This window comes from Leptolyngbya sp. NK1-12 (assembly GCF_032598965.1).
Classification (GTDB): domain Bacteria; phylum Cyanobacteriota; class Cyanobacteriia; order Elainellales; family Elainellaceae; genus Elainella.
The window spans coordinates 322299-337758 of sequence record NZ_CP053587.1 but is presented as its reverse complement, the minus strand read 5'-3'; the positions used below and the strand labels follow the sequence as shown (position 1 = coordinate 337758).

Annotated in this window: 13 protein-coding genes; 9 read left to right on the top strand and 4 right to left on the bottom strand. The window is 46.5% G+C overall.

The features are described from left to right. From HJG54_RS29925 to HJG54_RS29915, 3 genes are all read right to left on the bottom strand, one after another. Entirely contained in the window at positions 1-1896 is a 1896-nt protein-coding gene (locus tag HJG54_RS29925) for a PQQ-dependent sugar dehydrogenase (protein WP_316436758.1), read from the bottom strand. Beyond that, the gene (locus HJG54_RS29920) at positions 1835-2104 is read right to left on the bottom strand and encodes a hypothetical protein (RefSeq protein WP_316436757.1); all 270 of its coding nucleotides are present in this window, start codon (positions 2102-2104) and stop codon (positions 1835-1837) included. The genes HJG54_RS29925 and HJG54_RS29920 overlap by 62 nt, the downstream gene beginning before the upstream one ends. Positions 2105-2533: 429 nt before the next feature. Further along, a complete protein-coding gene (locus HJG54_RS29915; protein WP_316436756.1) occupies positions 2534-3223 on the bottom strand; it encodes an iron-containing redox enzyme family protein in 690 nt (229 codons plus the stop codon). 258 nt (positions 3224-3481) lie between these two features. On the opposite strand from HJG54_RS29915, the gene HJG54_RS29910 reads away from it, so the two are divergent. From HJG54_RS29910 to topA, 8 genes are all read left to right on the top strand, one after another. Further along, on the top strand, positions 3482-3871 hold the full coding sequence (locus HJG54_RS29910) for a hypothetical protein (protein ID WP_316436755.1): 390 nt from the start codon (positions 3482-3484) through the stop codon (positions 3869-3871). Between the two features lie 87 nt (positions 3872-3958). Further along, positions 3959-4966 carry a GntR family transcriptional regulator gene (locus HJG54_RS29905; RefSeq protein WP_316436754.1) on the top strand — a complete coding sequence of 336 codons (1008 nt, stop codon included), beginning with the start codon at positions 3959-3961 and terminating at the stop codon, positions 4964-4966. Between the two features lie 619 nt (positions 4967-5585). Further along, on the top strand, positions 5586-6881 hold the full coding sequence (locus tag HJG54_RS29900; protein ID WP_316436753.1) for an aminotransferase class I/II-fold pyridoxal phosphate-dependent enzyme: 1296 nt from the start codon (positions 5586-5588) through the stop codon (positions 6879-6881). 51 nt (positions 6882-6932) lie between these two features. Beyond that, positions 6933-7352 (top strand): hypothetical protein, encoded by a 420-nt coding sequence (locus HJG54_RS29895; RefSeq protein WP_316436752.1) that lies wholly within the window; start codon positions 6933-6935, stop codon positions 7350-7352. A 50-nt stretch (positions 7353-7402) separates the two neighbouring features. Next, positions 7403-8254: a class I SAM-dependent methyltransferase gene (locus tag HJG54_RS29890; RefSeq protein WP_316436751.1), complete on the top strand. Its 852-nt coding sequence runs from the start codon at positions 7403-7405 to the stop codon at positions 8252-8254. Positions 8255-8268: 14 nt separating this feature from the next. After that, positions 8269-8547 carry a helix-turn-helix domain-containing protein gene (locus HJG54_RS29885; protein ID WP_316436750.1) on the top strand — a complete coding sequence of 93 codons (279 nt, stop codon included), beginning with the start codon at positions 8269-8271 and terminating at the stop codon, positions 8545-8547. Between the two features lie 166 nt (positions 8548-8713). Next, positions 8714-9868 carry a hypothetical protein gene (locus HJG54_RS29880; RefSeq protein ID WP_316436749.1) on the top strand — a complete coding sequence of 385 codons (1155 nt, stop codon included), beginning with the start codon at positions 8714-8716 and terminating at the stop codon, positions 9866-9868. 275 nt (positions 9869-10143) lie between these two features. After that, positions 10144-12348 carry a type I DNA topoisomerase gene (gene topA / locus HJG54_RS29875; RefSeq protein WP_316436748.1) on the top strand — a complete coding sequence of 735 codons (2205 nt, stop codon included), beginning with the start codon at positions 10144-10146 and terminating at the stop codon, positions 12346-12348. A gap of 291 nt (positions 12349-12639) precedes the next feature. Here topA and HJG54_RS29870 read toward each other — a convergent pair whose 3' ends face one another. Next, on the bottom strand, positions 12640-14139 hold the full coding sequence (locus tag HJG54_RS29870; protein ID WP_316436747.1) for a hypothetical protein: 1500 nt from the start codon (positions 14137-14139) through the stop codon (positions 12640-12642). A gap of 206 nt (positions 14140-14345) precedes the next feature. On the opposite strand from HJG54_RS29870, the gene HJG54_RS29865 reads away from it, so the two are divergent. Next, positions 14346-15425, top strand: a complete 1080-nt coding sequence (locus tag HJG54_RS29865) for a potassium channel family protein (RefSeq protein WP_316436746.1) — start codon at positions 14346-14348, stop codon at positions 15423-15425. Positions 15426-15460: the final 35 nt, after the last annotated feature.

The following is a 15460-nucleotide window of genomic DNA, read 5'->3' as shown; positions in this document are numbered from 1 at the left end:
TCAACTTCCGCTCAGTTTATAAATATCTCCGTTGAAATAATCGGCTACATACAGCTTTCCCTGTTCGTCTTCACCAAAGGTGGAAATTCCATAGGGTGAATCTAGCAAAAGCTGATTCTGGACCGTTCCGGCATTACGGCGCACGCCCCAAATCTTGCCGTTGGCGAAGTCACCGTAGAAGTAGATGCCTTGGAGGGCGGGGAATTCACTGCCGCGATAGACATAGCCACCAGTGACAGAAATTCCCTGCGAACGGTCATACTCAACCAGCGGCGCAACCAGGCCAGTCGCATTGCCATTCGAGAAAGGCCGCGTGCCTTCAAAAATATTCCAGCCGTAGTTTTCGCCACCACGCGAATTGGCGGGCTGAAAATTCACCTCTTCCCGCTGGCTTTGGCCCACATCGGCGATATACAGATCGTTCGTCTGCCGGTCAAACGAAATCCGCCAGGGATTGCGCAGCCCCAGCGCCCAGATCTCGTCTCGATAGCGGTCAGTGGGATCGGTTTGGGCCAGGAAGGGATTGGTGCTGGGAATCCTGTAGGTGGCAACGCCGGGTGCTTCCACATCGAGACGCAGAATTTTACCCAGCAACGACCTGGGATTTTGGGCGTTATTGTTCGGATCACCTGCGCCACCGCCATCACCGACGCCAATGTAGAGAAAACCATCGGGACCAAAGGCCAACTTGCCGCCATTGTGATTGGTGAAGTTGGGGTGGGGAATCGTCAGCAGAATCGTTTCGCTATTGGCATCGGCCTGATTGGTGCCCGGCTGTAGCCGGAACCGCGAGATCACAATATCGCTATTGCTGTTAGTGTAGTAAACGTAGAAATGCCGTTTGCTGGCATAGTCGGGCGGAAAGGCGAGACTCAGCAGCCCCTCTTCGCCGCCACTCTTGACCCGGTCGCTGATATCGAGGAAGGCAGAAGGTTGTACTGTACCGTTTGCAATCGTGCGAATCGTGCCAGCCTGCTCCAGCACATAGAGGCGATTGCTGCCGTCCTTGGCGCTGACAATATCGGTGGGATTCTGCAAACCACCCGCATAGCGAGCCAGTTGGATCGTGGGCAACGGTCCATTATTGGCTAGCTGCACCTGAAAGCGACCCAGTCTGCCAGCTTGGATTGAGGTGCCGCTGGTATCTGTGACCTGATTGCGTCGCAGGTTGACCGAGTAGGTGCCATTGTCGTTGCTGTCCCAACTGCCGTCCGGTGCCGTAATCCGATAGGTGGCCTGCCGGGGTGTACCGTTGCGGTTGCGATCCACGCTGACCAGTTGAGCGAATTGGTTGAACCCATTCGGACCCGTGACCCGGATATCCTGACTGTCGAGGGTAGCCACCTTGATGGCCCGATCATCGCGGTAGGTGACGCTGAATTCGTAGCTGTTGCCAGCTTGGGTCAGGTTAGAGGCAGTGAGCGTCGCGGTTGGGATCGGGCTGGGCTGAAACAAACGGTTAGCAGGAATGATTTCTCTGGCTTGCTGCGGACTCGACCAAAACAGCTTCGCCATTGCTTTGCCGATATTGTCGTAATACTCCAGCCTCAGGTCATAGCGCTGTCCGGTCTCTAACTGAATTGTGCCAGCCTGGGTGGTGGCGGTGGGGCGGCTTTGCCAGTGGTCAATCAGCTTCTGCCCATTAACCCATAAGCGGACGCCATCGTTGCTGCGGGTTGAGAAGGTGTACTGCTCTGAGTAGCGGGGCTGCACTTGCCCGGTCCAGCGTACCGAAAAGGTGTCGGCAGCAATGGCCGCAGCCGGGGCACGTCTACCCCAGTTGAAGTCAATGCCGGCGTCGCTGCGGGTCAGCTTCAGCCTAGTGAGATTGGCGTTATCGAAATATTGACCCTGGAGGCCATTCCTGGATTGATTTCTGGAGGTCATCGATGCCATCGGTTCTTCCTGGAGTGTGCAGGCGGTAGAGCACGCTGGAAAAGCCCACTGGTAGCCTCATCAAGAAGGCATCGTTGCCCAGAGAAAAGCGATAGGAAAGCAAGATACAGTCAGTTTCAATCACCACACCCAACTCGCCAGCAGACTTTAATACCGCATTTGCAACGGCTCGGCTGAGCTTGCCAAACGCCTGACCTGAGTATAACACTGGCCTGAAACAACGGAAAAGTCTAGATTTCTGGATGATCAGCCGGTTTTAGAGCAGTGGATTGTCTAATGTAAAAAGATTACCCTCCAGAACCCACTCCAGAACCCAATGGACCAGAGCATTGCAGGCTGCCGGATTAGGTGACGCTACTACCCAAGGTTAGCATTCGATGGAATTTAGCTGATAAAGCAATTTTTCGGAAACTCTATGAAGCGAAGAATTATCCAGGGTCACGATAATACATACTAAAATTGATATTCTCATTTGTCTAAGATGAAAATTTATGGAACGAAGTAACTAAATAATCAGTAGTAAGCTGAGAATGATATCTCAAGTTAATTCAACAGAAAAGGGAAGATGCCTCCTCAAAAAGTTGACGAGAATTAAGTACTCAGCTCTGACTATTTCCTCTGCTATTTAACAGAGAGATTAGAATAAAGCCAGGATTGTTCTCTGGTTTGTTTGAGCAACAAATTGAGTGCTAGAGATTTCACTCCAGGAATTCAACATCTTCTGATATAAAGTCGCCATCTCCCAAGCAGTTCGAGTGTAAATCTTGCCTTCATCTGAATCTTTTTCACACGCGGGGATCAAGTCCAGCCCTAGGGCAAGGTGTTGTTGGTCGATTTCTTTATGAACTTGCCAGTAGTGTCCAACCGATAATCCTAAGGCTTTCAGTTTTGGATTGACCGCTGAGAAGAAGTCATAAGACACGCCTTCTGAAATGAGATTCATGGCAATAACTTGGTGAGCGTAAGATTCTCGAAGAACTGAGCGGAAACAATAAGCACTCACTAAACTTGTTTCCAGAGTTGGAAGCGTATGGGTCGGACTCTCATCAGGAGCTAGAAACTCGTGTTTACGCATCCAGGCTAGCAACTGATCGCAGTGATCAACTTCCTCCATTGCATGTCTAGCAAAGCAGCCCTGAAACCGAGGATCTTTGCATATGGCATAGCGCATCGATAAAGCTGAGGTAAAATCGCGAGATTGATAATAGAGCTGATGAATCCATCCCTTGATTTCTTCTGGCTTCTCGATCCTTCCCAATTTTGTAAAGAAGCGCCCTGACCGAATTTCTGCACGGTATTCTTCAGCTAGGTTCAATAGCCATTCCATAGATAGACTCCTGGTATCTTGCTTTTACTGCTATCACGTCTGGCAATCGTTAGTTCAGTTATTTAGCGAGACGGTCATACATACCAAGCGAGTTTTGAAATACCATCCAAATAATATTTATAGCATTGATGTGTATTTAGGACAGCAATCCGATCAAAAAGTGAATGGATAAAATGTCAGAAGATACAGCTCCTAGCATATCCTTGAGGTTAGATAATACCTGCTCAACCACTCTGTTTAGTCCTCGACTTATTCATCATGAACGGTGCCAGTAACTTTTGTCTGACAGAAGCGCCACTGCTTCAGGAAGCTATCTTAGTGGTAGACAGTCACCGCAGAATTGTTAGCTGGAATTACGAGTTCGTTAAGCTTTGGGGATTGCCTACTACCGTTCTCAGTACTCTAGATGATCAGCAGGCATTGAAGACCATATCTGACCAATTTCTAGACCCAGTTGTCTTTTGGTCAGAGATAGAAAGCATTTATGCTCAAGCCGAACTGGAACTCCACGATCTGGTTCTACTCAAAGAAGAGCGTTACTTCCATCGTCATACCTACCCGCTGCGATTGGGCGAGCTGATTGTTGCAAGAGTTTGGAAATTTTACTATACAAGTGGTATGGAATACAACGATAGGCTAGTAATATAAATTACAGGTTGCAAGCTGGAAACAGTTTAAGTCTAGTTTCGGATTCAGCCTAACGTATTGCCGTTTCGGTTAAGGGAAAATCTGTCCTTGAATAAACTTGCTGCAACAAATCCTACAAATGCACTGCCGATTCAAATTGATCCTAAAGCACCCTTGGCTATCAGTGCGCAAATTGCTGAGCAGATCAAGCTGCTGATTGCGTTTGGAGCACTTCAGATAGGAGATGCGTTGCCTCCCACAACTACTTTGGCTAAGCAACTACAGGCTAACCATAACACCATTGCTAGCGTCTACAGTTCACTGACTGACTCCGGCTATCTGACCGCACAGCGTGGTAAGGGCACCTTTGTGGCAGATACGCTTTGTGTGCAAAACCTGATTAAAAATAACCGCCATTATCTACTTCTGCGGCAGGCATTTACTGCTGCTCAGGAAATAAACATATCACCTGCCGAATTTGCAGGGGCGGCTTATGCTCAGGCAGTGATGCTTTCGGGTGCTCAATCCAATCCGCTTAAATTAGTATTTGTTGAAGAGCAATCTCCCTCTGGGCTTGAGCTTTATCATCTGGTTCAAGCCGAGGTGGGTTTACCTGTTTTCTTCGCTGGCTGGACTGATGTGATTGCTCAACAGCCTGATGTGATGAATCAATTACGGTCAGCCGATTTGGTAATTACGACAACGGCTTATGCTGCATTAATGGCTCACATGAGCGGGTTAGGTCAAAATAAGGAAATTCTGGCCTTAGAAGTTCGTCCCAGTGTTGAGGTGCTTACTCAGGCTTCATCCTTACCACAGGATGCTCAAATGCTGATTATTGGTTGTGATCGGGCTGAAGCAAAGCGGCTCAAGCAGATGCTAAACGAAGCAGGCATTTCTCATATTCAGGTGCAGACTGCGGCTCTTGAGCAGATCCAGCAGCATCCTCAAAAATTAGAACAGTTTGATGCTCTTTGTTGTTCTCTACCAGTTCAGTTGCAACTCCAAACGACAAAGATGATACATCATCCTCATCTAACGGTATTCAGGCTCAGGCTTGATCCAACCCACCTATTGGTATTGAAAGCTAGGATTAATTCATTGCAGTCGAGTTGAGCTGCAACTTGAGTTTTTTAGGAGCAATTCTGCGAGCAGTCGCTCATTCGGCCCGAAGTGCTTGCACCGGATTGATCTGACTGGCTTCAGGCAGGTATGAAACTTGCCTCTCCCACGAGTGATGAAAAACGGACATAATGAAGGCGCAGCCTGTATTTGCGATCGATAAAGCAAGTTGAGTTTTAGACCAGATCGCCCTTTTCGCTAGACTCTTTAGTCAATTCCCTTAACCCTTCAGGTAGAAAGCAGAGCTTGACAATACCAATAAAACAGTATAATAATCGTATTCAAGTGGCAGATACGAGGGACTGTTGCAAACTTAGTACATCTATAGCCCAGACTCTTAGTTTTGGAATGAAGGTTGGGCAGGATGCTTAAATGCTCCGTAGCGAACTTGAGGCTATCAATCGCATGTCGCATTGCTTTGACACTGTGTTGAACTGCTTTGCGATTTTATAACGCAGTACACGGAAACTATTGGATCTTGGATCAGCTTCCATCCGTATGAGCCACTTTGGTTTCAATGACTGCTTGCAGTTATTAAGGGAATTTTTTCGCTTGATTTCCACACTAGGAAAATTCGCAGTCTTGATACTTTATAAAGGTCAGAGTTGTCAGCATGAAGATTGTTAAGGAATACGTAAAGCATTGGTTCGAGTCTGACTTGCATCCTGATCGGTACATCTGTCATAGCCGTGAAGGTAATGTTGTTAGGATTGAGGAATCTAATACTAACAGGCGACACAGTGTACTTACTTTTTGCACCAACGATGTTTTGGGCTTAACGCAGAATCAATTGGTAAAGCAAGCAGCAATCAATGCTATTGAACACTATGGCACTTCAAATAGTTCAACTTCAGTGCTAAGTGGACGAATCGATTTGCATCGGCAACTAGAAGATGAAATTTCCTACTTTAAACATTTGCCGCACACTCAACTGTTCTTGAATGCTTGGATGGCGATGCAAGCGCTAATTGATGCATTTTGCCACCTTGCGATTCCAGTACCAGGATTTCAGAATACTAGTGAGACACTAATTCTTACCGATGTCCTGAATCACGGCTGCATCATATCTGCACTCGCTAATGCTAGTACAAGATCAGGCAAACTCTTCGGCTATAGTCCAAGGGTTCGCGTAAAAGCCTATCGTCACTGCGATGCTGAAGATTTAGCCCGAAAGCTAAAACGTTATGCTCGTGCAGGTGATCGCATCATGGTTGTGTCAGACGCTGTATTTTCAATGGACGGTGACCTAGCACCGCTGCCTGACATGATCAATATATTGTCCAACTATCCAGATAGCACGTTACTTATGGACGAAGCTCATGCAACCGGAGCAATCGGAGTAACCGGACGCGGAATTTATGAGCATTTTGATTTAAAGCCACAGGATGCGATAGATAGGGGGATAAACCCACTTATCATGACTACTTTCTCAAAGTTTGGAGCTTCAGTTGGAGCAGCTATTAGTACCCATATCGCAGAGCTTAAGCCACTGCTTGACGTATCTCCAACTTCGATCGGGACTTGTTCTTTAGCACCTCCATTAGCAGCGGCAGCACTGCAAAGTATTCGAACTTTAAAGGAATCACCTGAAATGGTAGAGCGTCTAAAAAAGAATACACATTACTTGAGATCTCAACTAGCAGCTCAGGATTTTGAAACGATTGGGGAAACAAATGTGGTACCCGTTATTCTTCCGACGTGGCTTAACCCTAAAACTTTTGCGCGAGAACTCTTAAATCACGGGATCTGGGTATCTGCCATCTGGTTCATTGCTAAACCTAGAATTCGCATCGCCGTCAATGCTTTACACACTTTCGAGGAGATAGATTGTCTAGTTAGAGCAATGGTGGAAGTGCGCAATACATTGTCAGAATCTTCGGGCAAATTTCTTGAGAGTACCAATCTGTAAGAATTTTCAACGAACACACCAAACCACAATAATATTGCACCAGTGTCCATTATGTCTAACAACTTACCCGACTTTGGTGATTTAGTTTCAGACTCAGACTACTCCTACTATGCAGCATTGACGTTGCAACTGTGGAAGAAATTTGCTGGTTTGCGGCACGCTTTAGCTCAAAATCATGGTATCGATCCGTATGAGTTGTGGGTACGGAGCATGGATCTTATTAACTTGACTGATCTGCTCAAACTTTACCTTCCTAATTCACTCCATAACAGTGATAGAACCCCTGCTACGAGCACTACAAGTGCTTCTTACAACTTACTTGTAGCCGAACATGCATTAGAACGCCTGCAAGAGAAGCTAGCAATTGAAGACTCACCAAATTCTCAAGAACTTTGGTGTATTTGGAATTTCATGCATGAAAACCTGATAATTCTATCTGAGACTCTAAAATTGCAAGCTTTTGGCAATTAAAGCTATCTATCCCAACTTGAAATTGGCGAATACGATGAGGACATATAAGAATGGCTAAATCAGACATCAATCTTCCTTACTTCGATATGCTGTTTGCAGCATTTGATCAAGGGGAGACAAATACAGAGAAAGTTTTTGGCCGTCATGTACATTGGGGTTACTGGGAAGATCCACAAGCCGCAGATGGAACAGTTGATGATTTTGCTAAAGCTACAGAAAGGCTCTCCAAGCTTGTGATCAAGGCAGCTAAGATCAAAGAAGGTACAAGTGTTTTAGATGTAGGGTGTGGTTTTGGTGGAACAATTGCTAGTTTGAATGAACAATTTTCTCCTATCAGCCTGGTAGGACTTAATATTGATGAACGTCAGTTGCAGAGAGCTAGAGAAAAAATTTGCCCTTTACCTGGAAACAGAATTGAATTTATTTGCGGCAATGCTTGCGAACTACCTTTCTCAGACAATTCATTCGATGCTGTTTTAGCAGTAGAATGTGTTTTTCATTTTCCTAGCCGATCCGAATTCCTCAAAGAGGCACACAGAGTTTTGCGTCCGGGAGGGCGGCTAGCCCTGTGCGAATTTGTAATTTCTGAGGAAGCTAGAAAGTTTTCCTCATTTAGTTATTCCTATTTCTTAGAAAAGTTCATTACTATGTTTTATGGGAGTTGCCATAGATGTAGTACCGAGGATTACTTCAATCTAGCAAAGAGTATAGGATTTAACATAGATTTTGAAAAAGATATTACATCGGAAACAATGCCAACCTACACCAGCTTGAACACCATATTCCGCAACTCAAGACAACCAACATTTACTGCTTATTGGTCAACCCGATTAGTTGAAGCAGCTCACCGAGCTAGACGAATCCTGTACAAAGTATTAGCTTTTGAGAAACCTTATTCGTAAAGAGATTTAAATGTATGCCAAAGCAGTATAGTGCTGAATTCAAAGCTAAAGTAGCATTAGAAGCTATTAGAGAACTGAGGACGACAAGCGAGATTGCCAATAATTATGGAGTTAGCCGGACCTTGATTGATCATTGGAAGAAGAGGCTTCTGCATGGAGCTATTCATATTTTTAGCCAAGTTGAAGACTTAAAGGAACAAGAAGATTTATTTAATGATATTTATAAACAGATTGAGAAATTAAGCACTGATTTGGACGATTTAGGAAAAGAGATATTACTGAATCGAGAATGATTTAGACGGAGTATAATAGTAAGCGAAACTGTAAGTAGTGAAATAACAACTGGATAAGTATTTTAATATTTTGAAAGATTAGAAAGCATTGTGCTACTCCAATCTAACTGTGCTTTGTAATATCGCCACAGTATAATTAGCGACCAACATTCACAATATCTTTTTTATGCAGTCTGCTATTACTCAAATTGAAATTCGTTGTGTAGAAACGCCTCAAGATCAGCAAGCGTTTATAGATTTACCACGTCTCATTTATCAGAATGATCGCAACTGGGTTCCTGCTTTAGACAGTACTGTAGCCGAAATCTTTGACTCTAACCATCCATTCTTCGAGTACGGTGAGATGGAATGCTTCTTAGCGTTTCGCCATAACCAATTGGTTGGTCGTGTTGCTTCAGTTATCAATAGACGCTTGATTGCACTAGAAGGGAAAAAAGTTGGGCTATTCGGCTTTTTTGAATGTTTTGAAGACTTAACCGTTGCACAAGCCCTTTTAGAAGCGGTTCAGCAATGGCTACGAGATCGAGGAATTGAAGTAGTGCGTGGACCGATTGATCTTTCTACAGATCAACGTTGTCTGTTTCTGATTGATGGCTTTGACTCGCCACCTATGTTCAATACAGCCTATAATCCTCCTTACTACCCAAAATTTTTAGAGCAGCTAGGTTGGTATAAAGCGAAAGACGCTGTCGCTTACATTTTGGATGTCAATAGTGCTCCGTCTAAAGCCCTTAGCAGAGGCTATGAAATTGCAAAGAAATCTGGATTAACTTTCCGTCATATCAATATCGCCTCTGAATATTTTGAGTCTGAATGCCGCCAAATTTACCATTTATCAAAGATCAGCTACTCTAACAGAAATGGAAGCTGGAACTATAACCCTTCAACTGAAGCGGAATTTCTAAGAAATGCGCAACAGCTACGTAGCTTGATTGATCCAAACTGCATCTGGATTGCTGAAGATCCTACCAAAGATAAAGAAATGGTCGGAGCTATTATAGGCATACCTGACTACAACCTCGTTTTGCGACACCTAAATGGTCGCTTAAACTGGTGCAGTCAACTAAAGTTTCTGTGGTATCGCCGGATGATCGACCAAGGGCGAGTAATTTTGATTGCATCTCGTCCAGATTATCGTCATAAAATGGTTCCTCTGGCCTTAATTTACTTAATTCTGACTAATCATAGTCAGAGCTATAAGAAGTATCGCCGTGCTGAATTATCTTGGGTATGGGAAGATAACTTACCGTCGCGCAAATTAATCGAGATCTCAGGAGGGAAAGTCTATAAAACTTACCGCCTCTATGAAAAGGCTCTGTAAATCGGGAGCTTGATCAGTAGTGCTAAAAGCTGAGCTGAGATCTACGTAACAGTGATCTGCTGCGGTGACAATCCGAGCCGTTCCAATGGTGGGATCCTCAGCCGCGACAGTGCCTGCACTCTGAATCCTTCCTAATCGGTTCCTGGAAATTTGCTAAAGAATCGATAAGAATTGGTTGATCAGCGCAGGTTGAATCACTCTTTGTGAATCAGTTGGTACAATTGCTCTATACCTAGTAGCAAACATGTAGCCAACTTGTAGCCAACTCAACTCCTATGCCGTCCAAGTTACTGATTGTCGAAAGTCCGGGCAAGGTGAAAAAACTAAGCCAGATTCTCGGTCCCGATTGGATGATTCGAGCCAGTATGGGGCATATCCGAGAATTGGCCAACGATGGTGAAGATTCGCTTGGATTTGACCTGGATGGTCACTCGGTGCGCTGTCGGTTTGTGGCGCGGGGTGCTCGTGGGGCCGAGACGATTAAAACCCTGAAGACTGCGGCTCGCCAAGTGCAAACTGTGGTGCTGGCGACTGACCCAGATCGAGAGGGGGAAACGATTGCTTGGCATCTCCAGCAGGCGTTGCAATTGCGCAATCCCCAGCGGGTAGTCTATACCGAAATCACGCCGACCGCCGTGCGCGACGCGATCGCCCATCCCCGCCAGCTCGATCTGAATCTGGTTCATTCTGGCCTCTGCCGCACGGTGCTGGATAAGCTAGTCGGCTACCGGGGGTCGCCGCTGCTGTGGCAATTGCGCAATGGGGCCAAGAGCATGGGACGGGTCCAGAGTGCGACGCTGCACATTATCTGCAAGCGGGAACGGGAAATTCAAGCGTTTGTACCGCAGGACTATTGGAGTGTATTTGTCGATTATGCTGAAGGATTTCGCGCCTATTATCGCGGCAATGTTGAATCAGAGAATACTAGGGCTAATGCAGAAGAAAACCAATCCGATGATGCTACCAGCCCCGACAGCAGACAAACACCTGAATCCGACCGAGTCACCTCTGAAGCCGAAGCCGATCGCCTAGTTGCCTTGGCCCAACAGCATCCCCATCATGTTATCAGCATCGAGGGCAAAACAATTCGCCGCACACCACCCCCGCCCTTTGTCACATCAACCCTGCAACAGGCTGCCGGTTCCCGCCTCCGCTTCACGCCGGAACAGACGATGCAGGTGGCTCAGACGCTCTACGAAGCCGGACTGATCACCTACATGCGCACCGACAGTACCGCCCTCAGCCCAGAATTTTGCACTCAAGCGCGGCAATGGCTAGAGGCAAACGATCCGGAGAATGTGCCCAAGAAAACCACCCAGTACCGCCAGCCTAAGAATGCTCAAGAAGCCCATGAAGCGATTCGCCCTACCGACCTTTACCGGCCCTCCAAGGAATTGCGGCTAGAGCTATCGGCAGATGCCTTTGCGCTGTATGTGCTGATCTGGAAGCGAGCAATGGCCTCCCAATGCCAACCCGCTCGCATCCGCCAAACTAAAATTGTTACTCAATCGGGTCCGGTGTATTGGCTCGCCAGAGGACAAGTAATCGAGTTTCACGGCTACAGCAAATACTGGAACAACCTGAGCCGTGATACGGAGCTGCCCGCTCTGCAAGCCAATCAGCGACTCACCCTGCTACAGGCGGCCCACGAACAAAAGCAAACCCAACCGCCGCCACGCTACAGTGAACCTAAACTGGTACAGGTGATGGAACGGAAAGGGATCGGTCGCCCCAGTACCTACGCACCCACGATTCAAACCTTGAAGCAGCGCCTGTATGTTGAGGTAATCAAAGGCCATTTGCAGCCCACGGCGCTCGGTTTAGAAGTGGATCAGTTTTTGCAGGCCGCCCTGCCCGATTTACTAGAAGCCGAATTCACGGCTCAGATGGAACAAGCCCTCGACCAAATTGCCGCCGGACAGCAGGAATGGCAGCACTACCTGACTCGCTGGAATCAAGATTATTTTGCGCCCGCTTTGCAGAAAGCACAACAGGTGATTCCCCAGCATCTTACAACCTCTCCTGCACCTCAGGCTACTAAGCCAGTGCAGTTGTCTCGTACTCGCTGTCCCCAGTGTCAGAATTTTCTGGCTAAGATTCCCAGTTCTAAAGTCAAGAAGAAATATTTCCTCAAATGTGTTAGTGGCTGCACCGATGTGGTGCTGTTTTGGTCCGAGTATAGCCGCAAATGGGAACCGCCGCGCCGTCCGGCTTCAGAAACATCACCGAATGGCATCTCAACCGCTGCCAAGACCCACCTCACCGAGTATCGCTGCCCGGTCTGTCAACAGCCAATGGAAACCTATGAGTACGAAAAAGAAGGACAACTGAAACACTTACTGCGATGTTCAGATGCTAAAGCCAGAACCAATCGTAAGCATAAAGATGTAGTTTATTTTCAAACCACTAAAGGATGGTGGAGTCCAAAGCTGGGAGAATTGGTGGCAAAGCAAAATGAGATACAGCCTTTTTCAGGCTAGTGAAGTACGAAAAACGGGGTGCAGGGGCAATGCCCCCCACTCCCTATACTTCACATGAGTGAAAAACGCTGGATCTAGGGATTAATCAGTTACTAAGGAGAGCAGTAAATTCGGTGAGGGGTGAGGGGTGAGGGGTGAGGGGCTTCGACGCGAGCGCACTGCCCCCATGGGGCCAGAAAAATCAGCCGAGCGGTGAGGGTGCTGACTATAAAGCGCTCGGGTAGTAATACCATTTCCCTTGAATCGGGCTACAGATTACCCTTTAATCAGGTTGATTTGCTTATATTGGTATTAACGAATTTGCCGATGTAATACCTCTGTTCGCTCTGCTAATTCTTCGCCACTAGCTTCCACCACAGCTTTGACATAATTCTGTTTAATATGTTCGAGGATATCCACCAACCGATTTTGAATTTCCTGCGCAGCATGATCCTGACCTAGCTCTTCAACAATTGCGATGCGTAAATTTCGCTGTAAGCGCGCCGTGATTTCTTTGCCTTCTGGATCGAGTAAAACTCCCGTCATGGTGTGATAAACACCGTGCACGACTGAATTAGCTAGCTGTTGCACCACTTGGGTTGAAACTCGACCCAACCCGGCCAAATGAATCAACTGAGCGTATCCCGGCACCTGCTCTAGAGTGTTAGTCAGGCTGTGCTGCACCAAATCCTCCAGGTCCGGCTGAATCCGAGGCAAAATCTGGTGCAGGCTAACATCATACAAATGATTTGCAATTGCGATAACTTCCTGCTGATCGACAAGGGCTGGAGCAGGATTGGGCGAATCTTGATCAGAATTTTGACCAGGTGCATGATCCGATTCGGGATTCGATAGGCGATCAGCAGAACCACTAAGCAAACGGTTGGAATCATGATTGGAATCCTCAAACGAGGACAACCAACTTAGCAGATCGCCCTGCCGAATCGCAGTCTGCATCTGCTCGATCAGTTGAATCCCAACAATACCGGCCAGATCAGCTCCCACCAGCACAATCGTATCTCGCTGAGCTTCGGTGCGGATTGGTTCTAAATCCAGTAAATCAACCTGATACAGCCGTAAAGCAACCGGAATAATGCGCAGCCATCGCCAAAAGGGAAGCAGTAAAAACAGGTCGTACCAGCGCCGCAAACCAACATTAAGCCAGGTTAAATCAGAATTTCGATATCGTAGAGAGAGCATGCGGGCTAAAATATCGGTCGCGAACAGAATCACAAATGGCAGATCGAGCAGCCAGAAATAATCGATAGCTCTGCCTGCCTGATCAACCCGACGATAGTAGTTAGCTTCCACCAGGGGACGAATTTGCGCATCCCAAAAAGCTAGCTCCTGTTGCCATCCCTGTTCGGCTAAATAGGCCGCACTCCAGAACCGACTAAATGCCTCCCTAGCGAACGGTTCTTCTGTTCTTGCTCGTAGGTGTTGCTGTACAGCAGCCCAAGCATTCTCCTGATTTACCCCTGCAAATGGATTTTCTGCAATCAATTGCTGGCTGAGACTGCGCAGTTCGGCTAACGCATCGTCTACCTGAGGTGATTGCAACCCGTTCTGGGCGAGATGGTCTGCTAGCTCATCAATTTGGGCTTGATAATATTGAGTTTCGGGATGGGCGATGATGCCTTTGACCGGGTCGTAGACACGAGTAATTGCCGGTAGATACTGCCGGTAAACCTGCCGTAGGTTTAAATAGGTCAGATCAAAAAATACTAAGCCCAAATTAATCAAAGCAACGATAGCAATAATGCGTTCTACGCCTGGATGGCGGCGATCAAAGAAAGGTTTAAACTTAACCATAATTACTTACTAATACTTACTAATACTTACTAATAAGTCGGCCAGCCTTAGCTGCTGTTAGCTGCATTTTTTGCCTTTTCACTGTAACCTTTAGACTTGATGCAGTATCAACCTTCTTAGGATAGATGAATCAATAGGTGATTCATAACACCATAGTTTCAGCTTTTGCTTAGAGCTACAAGATTGAATGAATTGAGAAAGACTACATGCAAGTTTTTGGGCAAATTATTGGCACCGTGTTTATCTTCATGGCGCTAGCAGACATTTACTTAACGGTGCTACACCCCCGTGCCGAAAGCAGTTTACTGAGTATATCGGTGGCTAGAGGCGTATGGCAGTTTTTTCGTTGTGCCACTGTAGGATTACCCAAGCGGCGAGATGATCTGCTTTCCTATGGAGGGCCAACCATTATTGTCACAATTATCAGTCTATGGGTTTTGCTGCTGTTGCTGGGATTTGCGTTGATAGTCTGGCCAAAGCTAGGTACAGAGATCCAGGCTACTCAGGGAGAAACTCCAACCGATTTTATTACCGCCGTCTACTATGCTGGCTACGCTTTAGCGACGCTGGGGACCGGAGATTTGGTGCCGCAAACAGGTGGTGCTCGCTTGCTGATGGTGTTGAAAAGTTTTTTAGGATTTTCTGTGTTTACCTTGACTATCTCCTATATTTTATCGGTTTATAGTAATTTGACAGGACGCAATACGTTTGCGCTTAGTTTGCATCACAGCTCTGCCAACACAGCAGATTCTATTGAACTATTGGCTCGTTTAGCCGCTGACAACAACGTCGATACGCTGCATCAAGATATTTCAGAAATCGCCCAGAGTTTGATTGGCCTGCTGCAGGCTAACAATTCCTATCCAGTGCTGTTCTACTTCCGCTACCGCCAATCCTATTATACCTTGCCTCGGATTGCCTATCTGACAATGGATGTAGCTACGCTAATCAGAACTGCTCTCGATCAGGACGAGTATCGTTCGATTGTCAACTCTTCGGGGACCGCAGAACTTTGGTTTGGTGGGCTGCATCTACTAGAAGAGCTATGCCATACACTCTTACCCAAGATTCATGTAAAGTCCCTAGATGCCAACGAACCCTGCTGGCGGGAACATTACTACCAAGCACTAGAACGGCTAAAGCAAGAAGGAATCAAAACCGTGCAGAATCCTGAAGCAGGTGCGGACTCCTACATTGCGATGCGTCACGAATGGGCACATTATCTAGCAAAGCTAATCAAATATATGGATTATGACCAAAAAAATGTATATCCTGCTGAACATTAGTTTGGTTCTAATTGGAATGCATAATTTGCAATATT